The sequence below is a fragment of the Adlercreutzia sp. CNCM I-6216 genome, assembly GCF_977113345.1.
On sequence record NZ_CDSBIE010000001.1, the window covers coordinates 34,021 to 50,981 of the forward strand.

Genomic DNA, 16,961 nt, shown 5'->3' on the forward strand with positions numbered 1-16,961 from the left:
AAGCGAAGGCGACGTGGCAATTCACTGAGGCATGCAACAACTTATGACTACTTTCATAGAAATACAGCAGGAGTTTGGGAGATGCTGTCGGGCTAACGATGGCATGTCCTGTATATTTACTCGAACTTTAAATGATGGCACAAGAAAGATGATTGCTAATCGGCTCAACCAATATGCGGCACAGCTTGATTGGAATAGAGTTATCGGTCTCGTCGACGTATCAAAGAGGCACGATGCGACTGCGGGCATTCTAGTGTGCGACACAAAAGCTTATTTCTACGGCGGTCGCAATAAACCTCAGAAGGTCTGGTACGACGAGGTTAGTAGAATCGCGATATTGAGAACTGAGGAAGGATTCGACTACGGGGTAAAATTTGAGCTCGATAGCAACGCCGATTATTTGTGGAAATGCGACGTCGTAGACTGCGAGGCCATCACAAAGCTCATCAAAAGTATCAAGAGGATCAACCGTGCCGCGGCAGAGGAATACAGCCGAGTCAATCTGGAGTACGAGAACGAAGCTGCTGGAATAGAAGTAGGCGGCCTGACCGTCGGGAGCAGGGGCGTCGTCAATAAGGTGTACGACGAAGAGAGGTTCCATGCTCGGCAAGGCCACGGATTCGCCGCGGAAAGAGCAAACAATCTAGAGGACCGCCTGCATGGCAAGAAAGCTACCATCGAGGGCGATAACAACGTCAAGAACGGCCCTGATAGGGCGATCCACCAGCCGGACGGGGCAAAGGTTCTAATCCAATCGAAGTACTGCGCGACCGGAAGAACGAGCATAAACGGCTGCTTCGAGAACGGCGGCAGCGGCGAGTTCCGCTACTTCGACAGCAACGGAAAGCCCATGGTCATCGAGGTGGCCTCCGACACCATCGAAGATGCGCGCAAGGCGATGGCCGGCAAAATCGAAAACGGGCAGGTCAAAGGAGTCACGGATCCTGAGAAGGCCAAGGAGATAGTGCAGCCGGGACACTTCACCTACCAGCAAGCGAAGAACATCGCCAAAGCCGGGAACCTGGACTCCATCATCTATGACGCGAAGTCCGGAGCCGTCATCTCCCTCTCGGCCTTCGGGGTAAGCGCCTCCATAACCTTGGCCATTAGCATATGGAATGGCGAGGAGCCGACCGTTGCATTGAAGAACGCTGCATTCAGCGGAATCAAGATAGGCGGTACGACGCTGGTCACGACCGTCCTGGCAAGCCAGATCGCTAAGTCCAGCATCAGCGGCGCGATGACCCCCAGCTTTCAGGCGTTGGCGAAGACCCTGAGCCCCAAGGCCTACGCAGCGCTGGCGAACGCCTTCAGGAGCGGAACCACGCTTACGGGAGGGGCTGCGATCAACAGCGCCGCCAAATTGCTGAAGGGCAACGCTATCACGGCTGTGGTGACCACCGCGGTGCTGACGTCGTTCGACGTCAAGGACATAGTGCTCGGCAGGATCTCCGGGGCGCAGCTGGCGGTCAACTTCGCCAAGACGACCACAACGGTTGTCGGGGGCACGGCGGGATGGCTCGGCGGATCGACCGTGGGCACGATGGTGCTTCCCGGCGTCGGCACGGTCGTGGGCGGTCTTGTGGGTTCTCTGGTTGCTGGCGGTGGGCTTGGCGTGCTAATCGACAAGGCTACCGGCAAGTTCTTCGACTCAGATACCGACAAGATGATCAGGTTGATACAGGCAGCCTTCCGGGACGTAAGCGAGGAGTACCTCCTGAGCCAAGACGAGGCCGAGAAGATATCGGACAAGCTTGTGGCTAAGATTAACGAGAAGGCATTGAAGAAGATGCATTCAAGCAAGGACAGGTACTGGCATGCGAGAGGTATCATCGAGCCACTTGCGAACGAGCAGGTAAAAATACGCCCGCGCATCGCGGCGCCCAGCGAGGATTTAATGGAGGAAAGCATCGATTCCGTGGTCATGGACATCGCTTTGGAGTTGGGAGGTAGTGGTTTAGATGAGTGACGAGAAAGAAGTAGCACAAAAGCTCGAGGAGGCCTTGAGGCGCTACGGGGCTGACTACGGGTTCGTCGTTACCGACAAGTCCGTGAGGAAGCTGATTGACGGCAGTGCTTATGCAACCGTTGAGGTGAAGGACTGTACGCCGAAGAAGCTTGCCGAGGCATTCATGGAAGTCGGCAAGGTCATTGAACAGTCGGATGATGGGATGGAATGCGTGGCAGTAGTTGGTGCTGGTGTGGCCAACATGAACATCGCGTTGGTTGTGACAAAAATGGGCAAAGACAAGGTCGAGTTTGCGGCTACTGCAAATGAAGGACTAATTAAGCAAAATACTGCAAAACACGCGATTGATCGAGTCGAGAAACGCCTTTTATTGGTTAGTCCTCGCGAAGTGCGAGTTGCAGCTATTTCTAATTGGTGAGCATCTGCTACGTTTGAGTTTGAGTTTCGAGCAATATGAGCTGAAGTTTTCGCAGATGGCATGTTATGCCGCTCTGATTTTGTAACGCCGCCCTTACGTGGAAAAGTTGTGGAAGCGAAATAACCTCACCTGGGGTATCATTGTTCTCAATGTTCCCCTACCGAGGAGTTGGTCTTTCCATGAGCACAGAATCAATGACCACGACAGGGGCCGCCGTGCCCCAGGCCGCAGCGGACGGGGTGACCAACCCCAAGGGCATCGGCTTGTTTCGAATGGTCACCACGGTCATCACGCTCATCGTCGGCGCGGGCGTGTTCTCGCTGTCGGGCGATGCGGCGGCCGGCGGCGCGAGCGGCTGGGCGATACTGACCGCCTGGGGCATTTCCGCCATCGGCGTGTTCTGCCTCGTTATGACGTTCTTCGCGCTTTCCCGGGTTAAGCCCGACCTCAAGGGCGGCATCTACACCTACGCCGCCACGGGATTCGGCGACTTCCTCGGCTTCAACAGTGCCTGGGGCTACTGGATCTCGGCCCTTCTGTGCACGGTCAGCTTCTCGGCGCTTCTGTTCGGCGCGCTGTCGTACTTCTTCCCGATCTTCGGTAACGGCACGAACCTCTACGCCGTCATCGGAGCCTCCTGCATCATCTGGTTCTACGCCTTCCTTGTGAGCCGCGGCATCAGCGAGGTGACCCTCATCAACGCGGTCATCACCATCTCGAAGTTCGTGCCCCTGCTCATCGGCATCATCGCCATCATCTTCATCGGCGCCTTCAAGCCCGACATCTTCATCGCGAACCTCACCACTGGAGCCGACCCGTCGCTGGCCTTCGTCGACCAGGTACAGACGGCCATGATGGTGACCATCTGGGTGTTCATCGGCATCGAGGGTGCGGTGGCCATCTCCGGCCGCGCCAAGAAGGCGAAGGACGTGGGCAAGGCCACCATCATCGCGTTCATCTGCGTGCTGACGCTGTACCTGACGGTGTCCATCCTCTCCATGGGCGTCATGCCGCTCTCCGAGCTGGCCAACCTCGAGAATCCGGCTCTGGCCTACGTGATGCAGGCCGCCGTGGGCGATTGGGGCGCCGTGCTGATCAACTTTGCCGTGTCGCTCTCGCTCATCGGCGCCATGCTCGGCTATACGGTGCTCGCCAGCGAGTCACCCTTCGAGGCCGCCGAGGAGGGCGTGTTCATTAGGGCTTTCGCCAAGACCAACGACAAGGGCGCGCCAGTGGTCACCCTCGTCGTGACGAACATCATCATCGAGCTGTTCCTCATCACCTGGCTGTTCACCGATTCCACCTACCAGTTCTTCTATACGCTGTCCGCCGGTATGATCCTTCTGCCGTACCTGCTTTCGGCCGCCTACTTCGCGAAGGTGGCCTTCAAAGAGCCCGACGCGTTCAAGGGGCGTCTTAACGGCCCCATCCTGATGTGGCGCATCCTGGGCTGCGTGGGCGTCGTCTACAGCCTGTTTCTGTCCTGGGCCGCGGGCGTGCTCGGCGTCATCCTCATGTGCCTGCTGTACGTGCCCGGCATCCTCATGTACATCTGGGGCAAGAGGGAACGCGGCGAGAAGTACTTCCAGAGCACGCTGGACAAGGTGGTGCTTGTCATCATCGTCGCGGCGGCCTGTTTGTCCATTTTCCTGTTGGTGACGACGCCCGGCCTCGTGTAGCGGCGCTTCAACTGAGACGAGAAAGCGGCCCTGGAGCAATTCCGGGGCCGCTTTTTGCGTGGAAGGAATGGGTGGGAATTCACGGGCGAAAGGCGAGGAGGGGCAACGAATCTTTGGCCGTCAGGGCTGGTCCCCGTCGTGCGCGGCCCTAGTCGAGGTCGAGCGGCGTGGCGCTCTCCTCGCCGTAGAGGGCCAGGCACTCCTCGCTCACGACGAAGCGGGCCGCCTCGGGCAGCATGCGCACGGTGAACGGGGTCATGGTGCCGGTGACCTCGCCGTCGTACTGCACCGCCAGCGGCGGATCGGCGACGACGGTGCACTCCCGACAGCGGAACACCTCCATGGCGTCGGGGCGGCTCGGGAACTCGCCGGCACGGTCGAGCATGCAGCTCAAGATCGCGGGGATAAGCCCCACGGCGTCGTGGGTGTTCATGACCACGATGTCGAACATGCCGTCGCGCGGCAGGTTCTCGTGGACGAGCGAGATGTCGAACTGCAGCTTCGAGAAGTTGATGGCGAGCACCCCCACGCCCTGGGTCTCGACGGTCTTCCCGTCGATGGTGAGCGTGATGCGGGAGAACTGCGGCGCGAAGTTGGCGAAGGCCGCCGTGAAGTAGGCCATGGGGCCCAGAAGGCGCTTGGAGGGCTCCGCGCCCTCCATGATGGCGGCGTCGTAGCCGGCTCCCGCGATCATGGAGAATCCGAAGCGCTCGCCGTTGGAGAGCTCGATCTCCCCGATGTCGAAATCCATGAGGCGCTGCTCGCGCATGAGATGGGCGAGCGCGTGGGGCTCGGCCGGCGAGGCGAGATTCATGGCGAGCAGATTCGCGGTGCCGGCGGGGAAGGGGAGCAGCGGGATGCCGGTCTCGGCCAAAAGATAGGCTGCCGAGGCCACCGTGCCGTCGCCGCCGGCGGCCACCACGGCGTCGAAGTCCTCGGCGTCGCGCAGAAAGTCGGCGAGGTCGGTGTCGCCGTCGGTGCAGCGCACGCAAATCTCGTCGCCGTCGGAGGCGAAGGCGCGCATGAAATCGTAAATGGCCCCGTCGCGGAAGCCGGAGGCCAGGTTGTTCACGATGAGGAGTTTCACATAATTCCTTTCCCTTGCTATTATGGGATGGTACTACAACCTCATCCCATACAGACAAGGACCGTCGTGGAATACATTGCAAGCCAAGAAAACCTGGAGGCCTTCGTGCGGCGCGCCGCTTCCTCGTCGGTCTTGGCCATCGATACCGAGTTTCTGCGCGAGAAGACCTATTACGCGAACCTCTGTCTCATCCAGTTGGCCACGGATACGGTAGTGGCCGTCGTGGATCCCTTCGCCATCGAGGATTTGAAGGTGCTCGCCCCGCTGCTCTCCGACCCCTCCATCGTGAAGCTCTTCCACGCCGGCGGCCAGGATCTGGAGATCCTCTACCGCGAGCTGGGCGTGCTGCCCGCGCCCCTGTTCGACACCCAGGTGGCGGCCACGCTTCTGGGGCACACCCAGCAGATCGGCTACGGGCCTTTGGTGCACAGCCTGTGCGGCGTGAACCTGAAGAAGAGCGACTCGTTCACCGACTGGTCGCGTCGGCCGCTTTCCGCCTCTCAGCTGGAATATGCTGCCGACGACGTGATCTATCTGCCGAAGATGTACCGCATCATGGTGGAGAAGTTGGAATCGAAGGGGCGCCTGCACTGGCTCGACAACGACTTCGCCGCCATGAGCGATCCGGCGAACTACGAGAGCGACCCCTTCGAGCGCTACAAGCGGCTCAAGCGCGTGGGGCAGCTTACGCGCCGGCAGCTCTCGGCGGCTCGGGAGGTGGCGTGCTGGCGCGAGGTGACGGCTCAGGAGCGCGATATGCCGCGCAAGTGGGTGCTCACCGACGAGCAGATCGTCGAGGCCTGCCGTCGCGAGTCCCGCACCATCGACGACCTGTTCCTGATCCGCGGCGTGCGCGAGAAGCTGAACACTCGGGACGCCCGGGCTGTGGCCACCGTGCTCGTCCGGGGTCTCGATGCCGCGCCCGATACGTGGCCCGAGCTGGACAAGTCGCCGAAGAGCGAGCGCAACGTCGATGCCGAGCTCGATCTCATGGAGGCGCTCGTGCGGCTGCGCGCCAAGGAGAACGACATCGCCATGCAGACGCTGGCCTCCCGGTCGGAGCTCGCCCGCGTCGCCCGGGGCTACACCGCCGACGTCGATGTGCTGCGCGGCTGGCGCCGCGCTATGGTGGGCGACGAGCTGCTGGAGCTTCTCGCCGGCCGGCTCGCCCTATCGCTCGGCCCCGAAGGACTCGTGGTGACGCCGCGTTCCTGAGGCGGTTACGTATCTTTCACGCTTTCGGCGCCTCCCGGGCGACCGGGGCGCTCCCATGCCTATAATTGACTGCCAAAAATGCAAGGCATACGCAAGGAGAACCCTATGATTTCCAGCAGTTACCTTATGCTCATCGTCGCGACGCTCGTCATCGGCATGGGCGCTCAATGGTACGTGAACCACAAGCTGAAGACCTACTCCCATGTGGCGAACTCCACGGGGCTGACCGGCGCCGAGGCGGCGCGCCAGATGCTTTCCTATTACGGCATCTCGAATGTGCAGGTCTTCCGCGGGGGCCCGGGTCAGGACTACTTCGATCCGCGCAGCAACTCGGTGACGCTCTCGCCCGAGGCCTTCGATGGGCGCACCATCACCGCCACGGCGACGGCCTGCCACGAGGTGGGCCATGCCTGCCAGTACGCCCAGGACTACACGCCCATGAAGATCCGCGGGGCCATCGTGCCGGCGGTGAACCTGGCCTCGAACGCCTGGATCTTTCTGCTCATGGCCGGCATCGTCTTAAACATCGCCGGGCTTACCACGGCGGCCATCATCATGTACGCCGTGGTGGTGCTCTTCCAGCTGGTCACGCTGCCCGTCGAGTTCAACGCCTCCCAGCGCGCCATGGCCTACATGGGCCAGATTGGCCTGCCCGCCCAGGAGCGCAAGGGCGCCTTCGACGTGCTGCGCGCCTGCGCCTTCACCTATCTGGCCGCGGCCCTCACCTCCATCCTGCAGCTTCTGTGGCTGCTCGGCCAGCGCCAGGAGTAAACGGAGCCTGCTGTGGCGGTGGAAGAGCGCGAGACGACAACGGAAGAGGAGGCCGCCCCGGCCCTGTCGGTGTCGGCGGCCATGGGCCTGGCCAAGAATGCCCTGGAAGAGGTCGTGGTGCGCCTGGTGGGCGAGGTCTCCGAGGTGAACGACAAGCCCGGCTACAAGGCCGTGTACTTCACCGTGAAGGACGAGAAGGCCTCGCTTCCGTGCATGATGTGGATGAACCGCTACCAGGCCTCGGGTGTGGCGCTTTCCGTCGGCGCTTTGGTGGAGCTCACGGGGCGTTTCTCCCTGTACGCGGCCAAGGGGCGCATGAACTTCGACGTGTTCTCGGTGTCGTTGGCCGGCGAAGGGCAGCTGCGGCTGCAGGTGGCCAACTTGGCGCGGGAGCTCGAGGCCATGGGGCTGATGGATCCGGCCCGCAAGCGTCCTTTGCCCGCCTATCCCGAGACCATAGGGCTCGTCACCTCGCCGCGCGGCGCGGCCGTCCACGATGTGCTGCGAACCCTGCGCAGGCGCTATCCTCTGGCCCGCATCCTGTTCGCCGGCGTTCCCGTGGAGGGCCCCGGGGCGGCCGATGGGCTCGTGGACGGTCTGGCCAAGGTGGTCTTTGCCGGCGCTGAGGTGGTGCTCCTCGTGCGCGGCGGCGGATCCTTCGAGGATCTCATGCCCTTCAACGACCGTCGGCTGGCGCGCACCATTGCCGCCTGTCCCGTGCCCGTGGTGACAGGCATCGGGCATGAGCCGGACACCTCCATCGCCGATATGGTGGCCGACGTGCGGGTCTCGACTCCCACGGCGGCCGCCGAGGCCGTGGCGCCGGCTCAGGGCGAGATCGCCGCCCGCATCCAGGGGCTCGGCGCCGCCATGGGCCATGCCGAGAGCCGTCGTTTGGACGCGCTGTCGATCAAGATGGAACGGGTGGCTTCCCTGCCGCTGTTCCGCGAGCCGACGCGCCTGTTCGACGGCGAGGCGCTGGCCTTGGACGACCTGTCCGACCGCCTCGGCCGCGCGCTGCCGGAGGCGCTGCGCGAGGATCGCCACAGGCTGGGGCTTATCGGCGAGGCGCTGGGCCGCATGCTGCCCGGGCTGCTCTCGGCGCCCAGAGGAGCGGTGGGCGCCGCTGCAGGGCGCCTCGGCTACCTCGGCGAGCACTTCGGCGAGCGCTCCCGGCAGCAGCTCGATGGGGCGCGGGGGCGCCTGATGCGCGCCGGCGCGGCGATGACCGACCCCTATCGCGCGTCGGTGGCCGTGAGCGCGGCGCGCCTGCACGATCTGTCGCCTCTGGCCATCATCGGCCGCGGTTACGCCATGGCCAAGGGGGAGGACGGCCGAGTGGTGAGCTCGGTGGACGGCGTCGCGGCGGGGGGGCGCCTCGTGGTGACCCTCTCCGACGGTGAGCTGGACTGCACGGTGGACGATATCCGCCGCATCCACAGCGCCGTCGAGGCTTGGGACTGACGATACGCGCAGCGACGAGTGATACACGCAACGATGAGAAAGGAAGCGCCATGAGCGATGCCGCGAACCTTGACGAGAAGAAGCCGGTGGAAGAGCTGACCTTCCGCGAGGCCTTGAGCGAGCTGGAGTCCATCGTCTCCGTGCTGGAGAGCAATACGCTGGAACTGGAGGAGTCCCTCGCCGCCTACGAGCGCGGCGTGGTGCTCTTGGGCTCGCTGCAGAAGCGCTTGGGCGCCGCCGAGCAGCAGGTGGAGGTGCTCATGGGCGAGCTGGTGGCCGCCCCCGACGACGAGACCCAGGACACGACCCTCTCCTAGAACGGTGACGGCGCGACAGATTCCGTAGGGGCAGACCTTGATCTGCCCATTCGACCGGAATGATGTCTTCAGTTGGAAGGGGGGGGATCAAGGTCGCCCTCTACGGGGAGCCGCCTCCGCAATTCAACGGAAAAGATGACGGGGTGTCAATCGGTGAGCGGCGCTCCGCTTGCCGATAAGGACGCGAGCAGGTGCGACGCGCCCTGCGTGCACTCCTAAAATAGGGGAAACTATTGATTAGGAGGTAAGTCATTGAACGTCCTCGTCCTCAACGCCGGTTCTTCCTCTCTGAAGTACCAGCTCATCAATGTTGAAACCCATGAAGTGCTCGCCAAGGGCATCTGCGAGCGTGTCGGTTCCGCCGAGGCCTTCCACAAGCACGGCATCGACGAGAATGAGGTGGTCATCGACACCCCCATGCCCGATCACAACGCCGCCATGGCCCTCGTGCTGGAGGCGCTGACGAGCGGCCCCACCAAGGCCATCGACTCTTTGGACGACATCGACGCCGTGGGGCACCGCGTGGTGCAGGGCGGCAAGTACTTCGATCGCTCCGTGCTCATCGATGACGATGTCGTCGCCAAGATCGACGAGCTGGCGGAGCTCGCGCCTCTGCACAACAAGGCCGCGCTCATGGGCATCGAGGCCTGCCGCGAGCAGATGCCCGGCAAGCCCATGGTGGCCGTCTTCGACACCTCGTTCTTCCAGACCATTCCGCCGAAGGCCTACATGTACCCGTTGCCCTACGAGCTGTACGAGAAGCACGCCATCCGCAAGTACGGCGCCCACGGCACCTCGCATCGCTACATTGCCGAGCGCGCGGCCGCCTTCATGGACGAGCCCTTGGAGGACCTGAAGCTCATCACCTGCCATCTGGGCAACGGCTGCTCCATCTCCGCCATCGACCACGGCGTGGCCGTTGACACCTCCATGGGTCTCACGCCTCTCGATGGCCTTATGATGGGCACCCGCTGCGGCGCCATCGACCCGGCCATCGTCCCCTTCATCATGGAGAAGGAGAACCTCACGGCGGCCGAGGTGAACGACCTCATGAACAAGAAGAGCGGGCTTTTGGGCATCTCTGGCATCTCCAACGACCTGCGCAGCGTGCGCCAGGCCTCCGAGGAGGGTGACGAGCGCGCCCAGCTCGCCTACGACATGTACTCGAACTCCGCGAAGAAATACATCGGCCAGTACATCGCCGTCATGGGCGGCGTCGATGCCATCGTGCTCACGGCCGGCGTGGGCGAGAACTGCGACAAGATGCGCCGCATGATCTTCGCGGGCCTGCAGCCGCTCGGCATCAAGATCGACCTGGAGAAGAACCGCAAGGGCCTGCGCGGCGAGCGCGAGATCTCCACGGACGACTCCGAGGTGCGCATCGTTATCATTCCCACCGACGAGGAGTACATGATCGCCCGCGACACCTATCAGCTGGTGAAGGAGGGCACGCTCGAGATCACCGAGCTTGCGTAGGCGCTTTCGGCTCCGAAAAACTAGCCCCGGATTGACGGTTGTTCTGTAAAGATCGTCAATCCGGGGCTTCTTTTTCTCCGGATCAGGCTGTTTCGGGAAAATGCTAGCCACAAATCGACGGTTCTAACGGAACAATCGTCGATTTGCGGCTGAAAAAAACGAGATCGAGGCCCAGAGCGGGCCACGATCTCGTGGGGAGGGATTGCGGGGCGCTCGGGTGCGCCCCTATCGCATCAGGCGAGCTACTTCACCTGGGCGAGGGCGTTGTTCACGGCGTCTTTCAGAGCCGTGGAGGAGACGGTGGCGCCGGCTACGGCATCCACCTCGGTGGACTGGGCCTCGATGATCCGGGCCGGCAGGGCGTCGAGTGCCAAGCTGCCCACACCAGCGGTCTCCTGCTGCTGCACGATGTCGATGGCAGCGATCTTGCCGCCCTCCACCTTCACCTTCACCGCCAGCTCGTTGCCCATGCACAGGGTCGAGGTGCCGAGGTACTCGTTCTCGCCGAGCTTCGCGGACGCGGTCGGGTCAGGATCGACCTCGTGGCTGCCGCTGCCCTGGGTGTAGACGATCTCGGAGGCCACGCCCAGGGGGAGCACCGGCAGCGGATCCTTCTCGGCCGCCGCGCCCACGCCGGCCAGCTGGCCGAAAATGAGGCACTCGGCCATGTTGCCGCCGCCGTTGTACTGGTACGGGGTCATGCCGCCGAACTCGCCGGCGGAGTAGAGGTGCGGAATGGGCTCGCCGTCGGTGCCCACGACCTCGGCACGGGCGTTGCGGCGGGCGCCGCCCTGGGTGTTCAGGAAGGCCTGGATCATCTCGATGGCGTAGAAGGGGCCCTCGCCGAAGGCGCGCATGGTCTCGGCGGCGCGGAAGAAGGCCGGGTCATAGCCATCGTTGGCCATCTTGTTGAAATCGGTCACGGTCTGCTCGAGCTTGCCGGCCGGAATGCCGAGGGCGCTCTCGAGCTCGGCGATGGTGGCGGCGGAGACGACCTGATCCTCGAACCCGGCCGGGATGCCGTGGTACTCGGCGATGGCCTCGTTCTGGGCGGCGTCCCACACCATGTAGGTGTTGCGCGGGCGCTTCACATTTACCCAGTCGCCGTTGCTCGGCACATGGCCGTGGCGGTTGTACACGTCCTCGCGCAGGTAGCGCTCGCCGCCGTTGCCCACGACGATGACGCTGCCGGAAAGGTTGCGCAGGTCGTTGAACGTCTTGGCGTGCTGATCCTCGTTCACCACGAAGGAGATGCCGCCGAGCGCGAAGCAGTTGCCCTCGTAGGCCTCCATGTGCCACAGATCGGCGCCGACGCCCATGGCCATCTTCACGCCGTCGCCGGTATTGAACAGGGTGCCGGCCGGGGTGCTCTTGGTGAGGCCCAGGAAGTCCTCGACCATCTGCTTGTTGTTCTCGAAGCCGCCCATGGTCATGACGACGCCGTTCTTGGCGCGGATGTTCACCGTGTCGCCGGCCTTGTCGATCTCCACGCCGATGACGGCGCGGCTGACCGGGTCTTGGAAGAGCTTCGTGGCCGGGGACATGTACCACACGTCGATGTTGTCGCTCATGGACATGACCTTGTTGCGGTAGGTCTTCCACAGCGCGGAGTTGCACACGTTGTCGCTCACGGTCAGCACGTGCAGCGCCTCGCCGCCTTCGAGCTCGGGGTACTCGGGGATGAACATGGCGATCATCGGCTGGGCGGAGGAGTCCTCCTTCCAATCGAGGAAGTTCTCCTCGGGGACGCCGAAGAAGTCGCGCAGCATGGTCTTCGTCTGAGTCAGGCCCTCGGCGTACACGTCCATGAGCTCGTCGTCCACGGCGAAATCGCCGGCCATGGCCTTGTTGTAGGCGAGCATGGCCTCCTTGTCGTCGGAGTTCAGGATGATCTGGCCGCAGAAGCGCGTGTTGCCGCCCTCCATGCCCTGAGGGGCCTTATCGATGAGCAGCACCTTCGCGCCGGCGTCGGCGGCGTAGCAGGCGGACACGGCACCGGCGCCGCCGAAGCCGATGACGACGACGTCGTACTCGCCGTCCCAAGCGATGGTGTCGGCGAAGGTGGTTCCCCCGTTGCCCGTGTTGGCCATGGCCTTATCGGCCGGGGTCTGCGGCGCGCAGCCGGCAAGGCCGAGGCCGGCGACGGCGGCCATGCCGACACCAGCGCTGGTGATGAACTGTCGGCGGGTATATTTTCCCATTTTCCACTCCCTTGTGGTCGGTGTCTTCGCGCCGGGTTGATGTCTGGCGAAGACGTCGCGTGACGCATTCGCTCCGGCGCTCCGGGGATCGCGGTGTCCCCGATCACGCTGGTCACTTTAGCGGCAGCATTGAGGTTAGCGTGAGAGATAACCTGTAGGTTAGCGATGGCGGAACTTGCTAACCTATCCCGCTAACCCACCTTTCTGGAAATGAGGAGAGACTGCCAATTTGCCGCTGGCGCTTATCTGCCTTTTGTGGTTTCATGGGTGGCAGCGAAAAGGGGAGGGGCAATCGATGAAACATCTGAGAGACACGATCGCGGGGCTGCGCCTCGGGTTCGAGGAGCATTTCAGAAGCGCTGGATCCATAAGTCTGTTCGTAGGTCTGGCCTGCAACTTGGCCTTCGTGGGCCAGGTGTACTTCTGGCCGGCCATGTGGCACACCTCGGCGTTCATGTTCTCCTATACCGATGCTTCCTATGTCGCCGAGGTCCTCTGCGCGCTGATGCTTGGGCTGCGTCTGCGGCAGAGCGGGCGCCTTGCCGTGGGCAGCCGATGGCTTTGGACTTTGGCCCTCCTCGTGCAGGCGAGCTTGGTGCTGTACTGCGTGCTGTTCGGGGCGGGCATCCACGTGCCCGAGCCCGTCAACTGGGTTTGCGGCGCTATCTTCGGCGTCTATCTGCCCGTGGCCATGACCTCGTGGTTCGCCGTGCACATCGATCGCCGCTCCTTTTCGGTGATTTGGAATATCGTGCTGGCGGGCGTGTTCGCCTCCTTCGTCATCTGGGTGTTCTCGGGCCTGGAGGCGGTAAAGCTGTGCGTGTGCATGGGGGTGCTCATGTTCCTGGGGACGTTCGTGCTCTCTCGCAAGCTGCGCACGGAGCAGGCCAAGGAGGGAGACGACGCCGCTGCGCCCGCGGCCGTGCCGGCGGATGCCTTCCGCTACCCGGCCTCGGCGACGTTTCTGTTCAGCTTCTCCTTCATCACGGCCATCGCCTTTGCCGGTATCGGGGGCGACAGCGCCTCCTATGCTTCGGGGGATTTCTTCGCCCCGATGCTGCTTATCTGCGCTGTGGTGCTCTTGGCAAATGCGGCAGTCCTCCCGCTGACGACCATCGCCGTGCCCGCTATCATCGTGGCCGTCATAGCTGCCTCCTATCTTCACCTCGAGCCTGCGCTTTCCTTCGATCTGGCAGCGCTCGGCATGTTCCTTTTCCTCGCCTATGCCGTCGTGCTCCTGTGCGCCAGCGCGCAGGGGAGTCGGCGGCGCACTCTTGCGGCCTTCACGAGCCTCATGGTGGCGTTTGCCGCCGGATGTCTCGTCGGCCGCCTGTGCATGGCGCTCTGCTTCGCATTCGCCGAGCAATTCGCGTCGAACATCATGGTTCTGCTGTCTATTCTGGCTGCCAACGCCGCCATGATCATCCTCGTGAGACGGGGTGTCACGCCGACTCGTTCGGCGGAGCTTTTCGAGGGCGAGCAGGCGACGGGAGATCTCGATGCGGCCCGTCGCGCCAAAGTGGATCGCGTGGCTGCCGCCTGCGGTTTGGGCGAGCGCGAGAAGGAGGTGCTCACGCTGCTCTTAGAGGGGTGCTCGGCCAGCGAGGTGGCCTCTGCCATGGTCGTGGCCAACGGCACGGCGAAGTCGCACATCCGCCACGTCTACAAGAAGCTCGGCGTCCACAGCCGCGACGAGCTCTTCGAGAAACTCGGCATCGAGAGAGAAGAGAAAAAAGGGTAGAGAGGAGAAATCCGCCCAATCCCAGAAGAGCAGGGCGCGAGGTGGCCGAGGGGGTGCCGCGCGCAGTTCATTGAAGTGCATAGAAAAATGAGACGACCCGCGTCGAGCCCTGCACTTCAATGTTGTCTGAGCACGACACCCCCTCGGCCACCTCGCGCCCGGAGGGATGGAAAGGCAAGAAGGAGCGCTATTTCCCCTGCGCCTGCACGGCGGTGATGGCCACCACGCCCACGATGTCGTCAGCCGAGCACCCTCGGGACAAGTCGTTCACCGGGGCGGCGATGCCCTGCAGGATGGGGCCGAGCGCCTCGGCCTTCGCCAAGCGCTGCACTAGCTTGTAGCCGATGTTGCCCGCATCGATGTCCGGGAACACGAGCACGTTGGCGCGGCCCGCGACAGGGGAGGCCGGCGCCTTCGCCGCGCCGATCTCGGGAACGATGGCGGCGTCCAGCTGCAGCTCGCCGTCTACCGCGAGTTCGGGCGCGAGCTCCTTCACCTTGGCCGTCGCGCGCACCACCTTGTCGGAATCGTCGTTTTTGGCCGAGCCGTAGGAGGAGTGCGACAGCATGGCGATGACCGGCTCGGCATCGGCGAACAGCGACCGCCACGCCGCCTCGGCGTTGATGGCGATCTGGGCCAGACGGTCGGCATCGGGCTGCACTTCCAGGCCGCAGTCGGAGAAGATGAAGGTGCCGTGGTGGCCCAAGTCGCAGTCGGGCACGTTCATGACGAAGAACGAGCTCACCATCTGCGCGCCGGGAGCGGTCTTCAGGATCTGAAGGGCCGGGCGCAGCACGTCGCCGGTGGAGTGGCAGGCGCCCGAGACGAGGCCGTCCGCTTCGCCCATCTTCACCATCATCATGCCGAAGTACAGCTCGTTGTCCATAAGCTCGAGGGCTTGCTCGAGCGTCATGCCCTTCGCCGCGCGCAGCTCGGCCAGCTTCTCGGCATAGGGCTCGCGCAGCTCGGAGGTGCGGAAGTCGACGATGCGGGCGCCCTCCAAGTTGCAGCCGGCAGCGGCGATGTCGTCGGCGTCGCCCAAGACGATGAGGTCGGCGATGCCCTCGGCGAGAATCGCCTCGGCGGCCTTGAGGGTGCGGATGTCGTTGCCCTCGGGAAGCACGATGGTCTTCTTGTCGGCCTTCGCGCGGGCGATCATGGAATCGAGGAACTGGCTCACGGGAACGTCCTTTCTCACGGGTATCCTGCCCTCATGATAGAGCACGGGCCGCCGCCCCGCACGGCGCGACCGCGCGGCAGGTTCATTTATTCGGTTTGTATGGGGTTTGGAGGCCATCGGATGCGGGCTGGGTACAATATCCTCCGAACGACGCCGCCCGAGCGCCGGCGCCCCATTCGCATCAACGAGTACGAGGGAGAGAACCCGTTATGGCCGTTAATTACGCCGATTTCCGCGATATCGCCATCGAAGACTACGACGCCGTCGTTGTCGGCTCCGGTTTTGCCGGGGCTGTCAGTGCCCGGCAGCTTGCCGAAGAGGGCGGTCTTCGCGTGCTCATCATCGAGAAGCGCGCGCACATCGCCGGCAACATGTACGACGAGTACGACGAGGCCGGGGTGCTCGTGCACCGCTACGGGCCGCACATCTTCCATACCAACGATCAGCGCGCCTACGACTATCTTGCCCGCTTCACCGAGTGGTCGAGCTACCAGCACCGGGTGCTCGCCGATTGGTACGGCACCTACATGCCCGTGCCCTTCAACAAGAACTCTATGGAAATCGCCTTCGGCGACGAGAAGGCGGCCCGGCTCATCGAGAAGCTCGTCGACACCTTCGGCGACGAGCGCAAGGTCACCATCAACGAGCTGCGCGCCCAGGAGGATCCGGAGCTGCAGGAGGTGGCGGACTTCGTCTACCAGAACGTGTTCCTCTACTACACCCAGAAGCAATGGGGCCTCACTCCCGAGGAAGTGGATCCCTCGGTGACCGCGCGCGTGCCGGTGTTCATCTCCCGGGACAACCGCTACTTCCAGGACGCCTTCCAGGGAATGCCGGTCGATGGCTACACGCGCCTGTTCGAGAACCTGCTCGGCCACGAGAAGATCACCGTCTGCCTGAACACCGAGGCGGAGAGCGTGTTCGATCTCGTCTTCGCCGGCCGCGAAGAGGATGCCCCTTTGGAGGCCATCCACATCAAGGGCGTGCCGTTCGCAGGCCCTATCGTCTACACCGGTCCGCTTGACGAGCTGTTCCTGGGGCGCTTCGGCCGTTTGCCCTACCGCTCCCTCGATTTCGTCTACGAGACCTTCGACGAGACCTACCACTTGCCCTGCGGCACCGTGAACTACACGGTGACCGAGGACTACACCCGCATCACGGAGTTCAAGTGGCTCACAGAGCAGACCGGCGACAAGACCACCATCATGCGCGAGTACTCCCGGGCCTACGAGGATCCGGCGACGCAGATTCCCTACTATGCCATCATCAACGACGACAACGATGCGCTCTATGCGCGCTACCGCCGCCTGACCGACGCGCTGCCGAACTTCCATCCGCTGGGACGTTTGGCCGAGTACCGCTACTTCAACATGGACAAGGTGGTCGCCGACGCCCTGGCTGCCTCCGAGAAGATCTTGACGGAGACGGCCGACGCCTAGGACG

The 16,961-nt window shown here is 63.2% G+C and carries 13 protein-coding genes; 10 read left to right on the forward strand and 3 right to left on the reverse strand.

All coding sequences use genetic code 11. From position 1 onward, the window contains the following. Positions 1–148 precede the first annotated feature (148 nt). The 3 genes from ACYVRU_RS00180 (at position 149) to ACYVRU_RS00190 (ending at position 4,066) form a co-directional block, all read left to right on the forward strand. Positions 149–1,969: a hypothetical protein gene (locus ACYVRU_RS00180; RefSeq protein ID WP_114548384.1), complete on the forward strand. Its 1,821-nt coding sequence runs from the start codon at positions 149–151 to the stop codon at positions 1,967–1,969. After that, positions 1,962–2,387 carry a hypothetical protein gene (locus ACYVRU_RS00185; RefSeq protein WP_114539106.1) on the forward strand — a complete coding sequence of 142 codons (426 nt, stop codon included), beginning with the start codon at positions 1,962–1,964 and terminating at the stop codon, positions 2,385–2,387. The genes ACYVRU_RS00180 and ACYVRU_RS00185 overlap by 8 nt, the downstream gene beginning before the upstream one ends. Positions 2,388–2,581: 194 nt before the next feature. Then, a complete protein-coding gene (locus ACYVRU_RS00190; protein WP_114539105.1) occupies positions 2,582–4,066 on the forward strand; it encodes a basic amino acid/polyamine antiporter in 1,485 nt (494 codons plus the stop codon). Between the two features lie 148 nt (positions 4,067–4,214). On the opposite strand, the gene ACYVRU_RS00195 is transcribed toward ACYVRU_RS00190, so the two are convergent. Next, positions 4,215–5,153 (reverse strand): diacylglycerol/lipid kinase family protein, encoded by a 939-nt coding sequence (locus tag ACYVRU_RS00195; protein WP_227069500.1) that lies wholly within the window; start codon positions 5,151–5,153, stop codon positions 4,215–4,217. Between the two features lie 27 nt (positions 5,154–5,180). On the opposite strand from ACYVRU_RS00195, the gene rnd reads away from it, so the two are divergent. The 5 genes from rnd (at position 5,181) to ACYVRU_RS00220 (ending at position 10,396) form a co-directional block, all read left to right on the forward strand. After that, positions 5,181–6,368 (forward strand): ribonuclease D, encoded by a 1,188-nt coding sequence (rnd, locus tag ACYVRU_RS00200; RefSeq protein WP_461185572.1) that lies wholly within the window; start codon positions 5,181–5,183, stop codon positions 6,366–6,368. 105 nt (positions 6,369–6,473) lie between these two features. Further along, positions 6,474–7,139, forward strand: a complete 666-nt coding sequence (locus tag ACYVRU_RS00205) for a zinc metallopeptidase (RefSeq protein ID WP_022739852.1) — start codon at positions 6,474–6,476, stop codon at positions 7,137–7,139. A 12-nt stretch (positions 7,140–7,151) separates the two neighbouring features. Further along, positions 7,152–8,603, forward strand: a complete 1,452-nt coding sequence (xseA, locus tag ACYVRU_RS00210) for an exodeoxyribonuclease VII large subunit (protein WP_461185573.1) — start codon at positions 7,152–7,154, stop codon at positions 8,601–8,603. Positions 8,604–8,653: 50 nt separating this feature from the next. Then, positions 8,654–8,920, forward strand: a complete 267-nt coding sequence (gene xseB / locus ACYVRU_RS00215; protein ID WP_022739854.1) for an exodeoxyribonuclease VII small subunit — start codon at positions 8,654–8,656, stop codon at positions 8,918–8,920. A 252-nt stretch (positions 8,921–9,172) separates the two neighbouring features. Continuing rightward, positions 9,173–10,396, forward strand: coding sequence for an acetate/propionate family kinase (locus tag ACYVRU_RS00220; RefSeq protein WP_022739855.1), 1,224 nt, complete (start codon positions 9,173–9,175; stop codon positions 10,394–10,396). A 242-nt stretch (positions 10,397–10,638) separates the two neighbouring features. Here ACYVRU_RS00220 and ACYVRU_RS00225 read toward each other — a convergent pair whose 3' ends face one another. Further along, positions 10,639–12,597, reverse strand: a complete 1,959-nt coding sequence (locus tag ACYVRU_RS00225) for an FAD-binding protein (RefSeq protein WP_117284603.1) — start codon at positions 12,595–12,597, stop codon at positions 10,639–10,641. A 295-nt stretch (positions 12,598–12,892) separates the two neighbouring features. Here ACYVRU_RS00225 and ACYVRU_RS00230 point away from each other — a divergent pair, with 295 nt between their 5' ends. Next, positions 12,893–14,338 (forward strand): response regulator transcription factor, encoded by a 1,446-nt coding sequence (locus ACYVRU_RS00230; RefSeq protein WP_461185574.1) that lies wholly within the window; start codon positions 12,893–12,895, stop codon positions 14,336–14,338. A gap of 187 nt (positions 14,339–14,525) precedes the next feature. Here ACYVRU_RS00230 and pta read toward each other — a convergent pair whose 3' ends face one another. Beyond that, complete coding sequence (gene pta / locus ACYVRU_RS00235) at positions 14,526–15,518, reverse strand: phosphate acetyltransferase (RefSeq protein WP_223901415.1); 993 nt, start codon at positions 15,516–15,518, stop codon at positions 14,526–14,528. A 209-nt stretch (positions 15,519–15,727) separates the two neighbouring features. On the opposite strand from pta, the gene glf reads away from it, so the two are divergent. Beyond that, positions 15,728–16,957, forward strand: a complete 1,230-nt coding sequence (glf, locus tag ACYVRU_RS00240; RefSeq protein WP_461185575.1) for a UDP-galactopyranose mutase — start codon at positions 15,728–15,730, stop codon at positions 16,955–16,957. Positions 16,958–16,961: the final 4 nt, after the last annotated feature.

Coding starts and splice junctions, on each gene's coding strand:
- ACYVRU_RS00225 (WP_117284603.1), bottom strand. CDS start 12,597: ATGGGAAAATATACCCGCCGACAGTTCATCACCAGCGCTGGTGTCGGC.
- xseB (WP_022739854.1), top strand. CDS start 8,654: ATGAGCGATGCCGCGAACCTTGACGAGAAGAAGCCGGTGGAAGAGCTG.
- ACYVRU_RS00190 (WP_114539105.1), top strand. CDS start 2,582: ATGACCACGACAGGGGCCGCCGTGCCCCAGGCCGCAGCGGACGGGGTG.
- ACYVRU_RS00180 (WP_114548384.1), top strand. CDS start 149: ATGATTGCTAATCGGCTCAACCAATATGCGGCACAGCTTGATTGGAAT.
- ACYVRU_RS00205 (WP_022739852.1), top strand. CDS start 6,474: ATGATTTCCAGCAGTTACCTTATGCTCATCGTCGCGACGCTCGTCATC.
- ACYVRU_RS00185 (WP_114539106.1), top strand. CDS start 1,962: ATGAGTGACGAGAAAGAAGTAGCACAAAAGCTCGAGGAGGCCTTGAGG.
- ACYVRU_RS00230 (WP_461185574.1), top strand. CDS start 12,893: ATGAAACATCTGAGAGACACGATCGCGGGGCTGCGCCTCGGGTTCGAG.
- rnd (WP_461185572.1), top strand. CDS start 5,181: ATGGTACTACAACCTCATCCCATACAGACAAGGACCGTCGTGGAATAC.
- glf (WP_461185575.1), top strand. CDS start 15,728: ATGGCCGTTAATTACGCCGATTTCCGCGATATCGCCATCGAAGACTAC.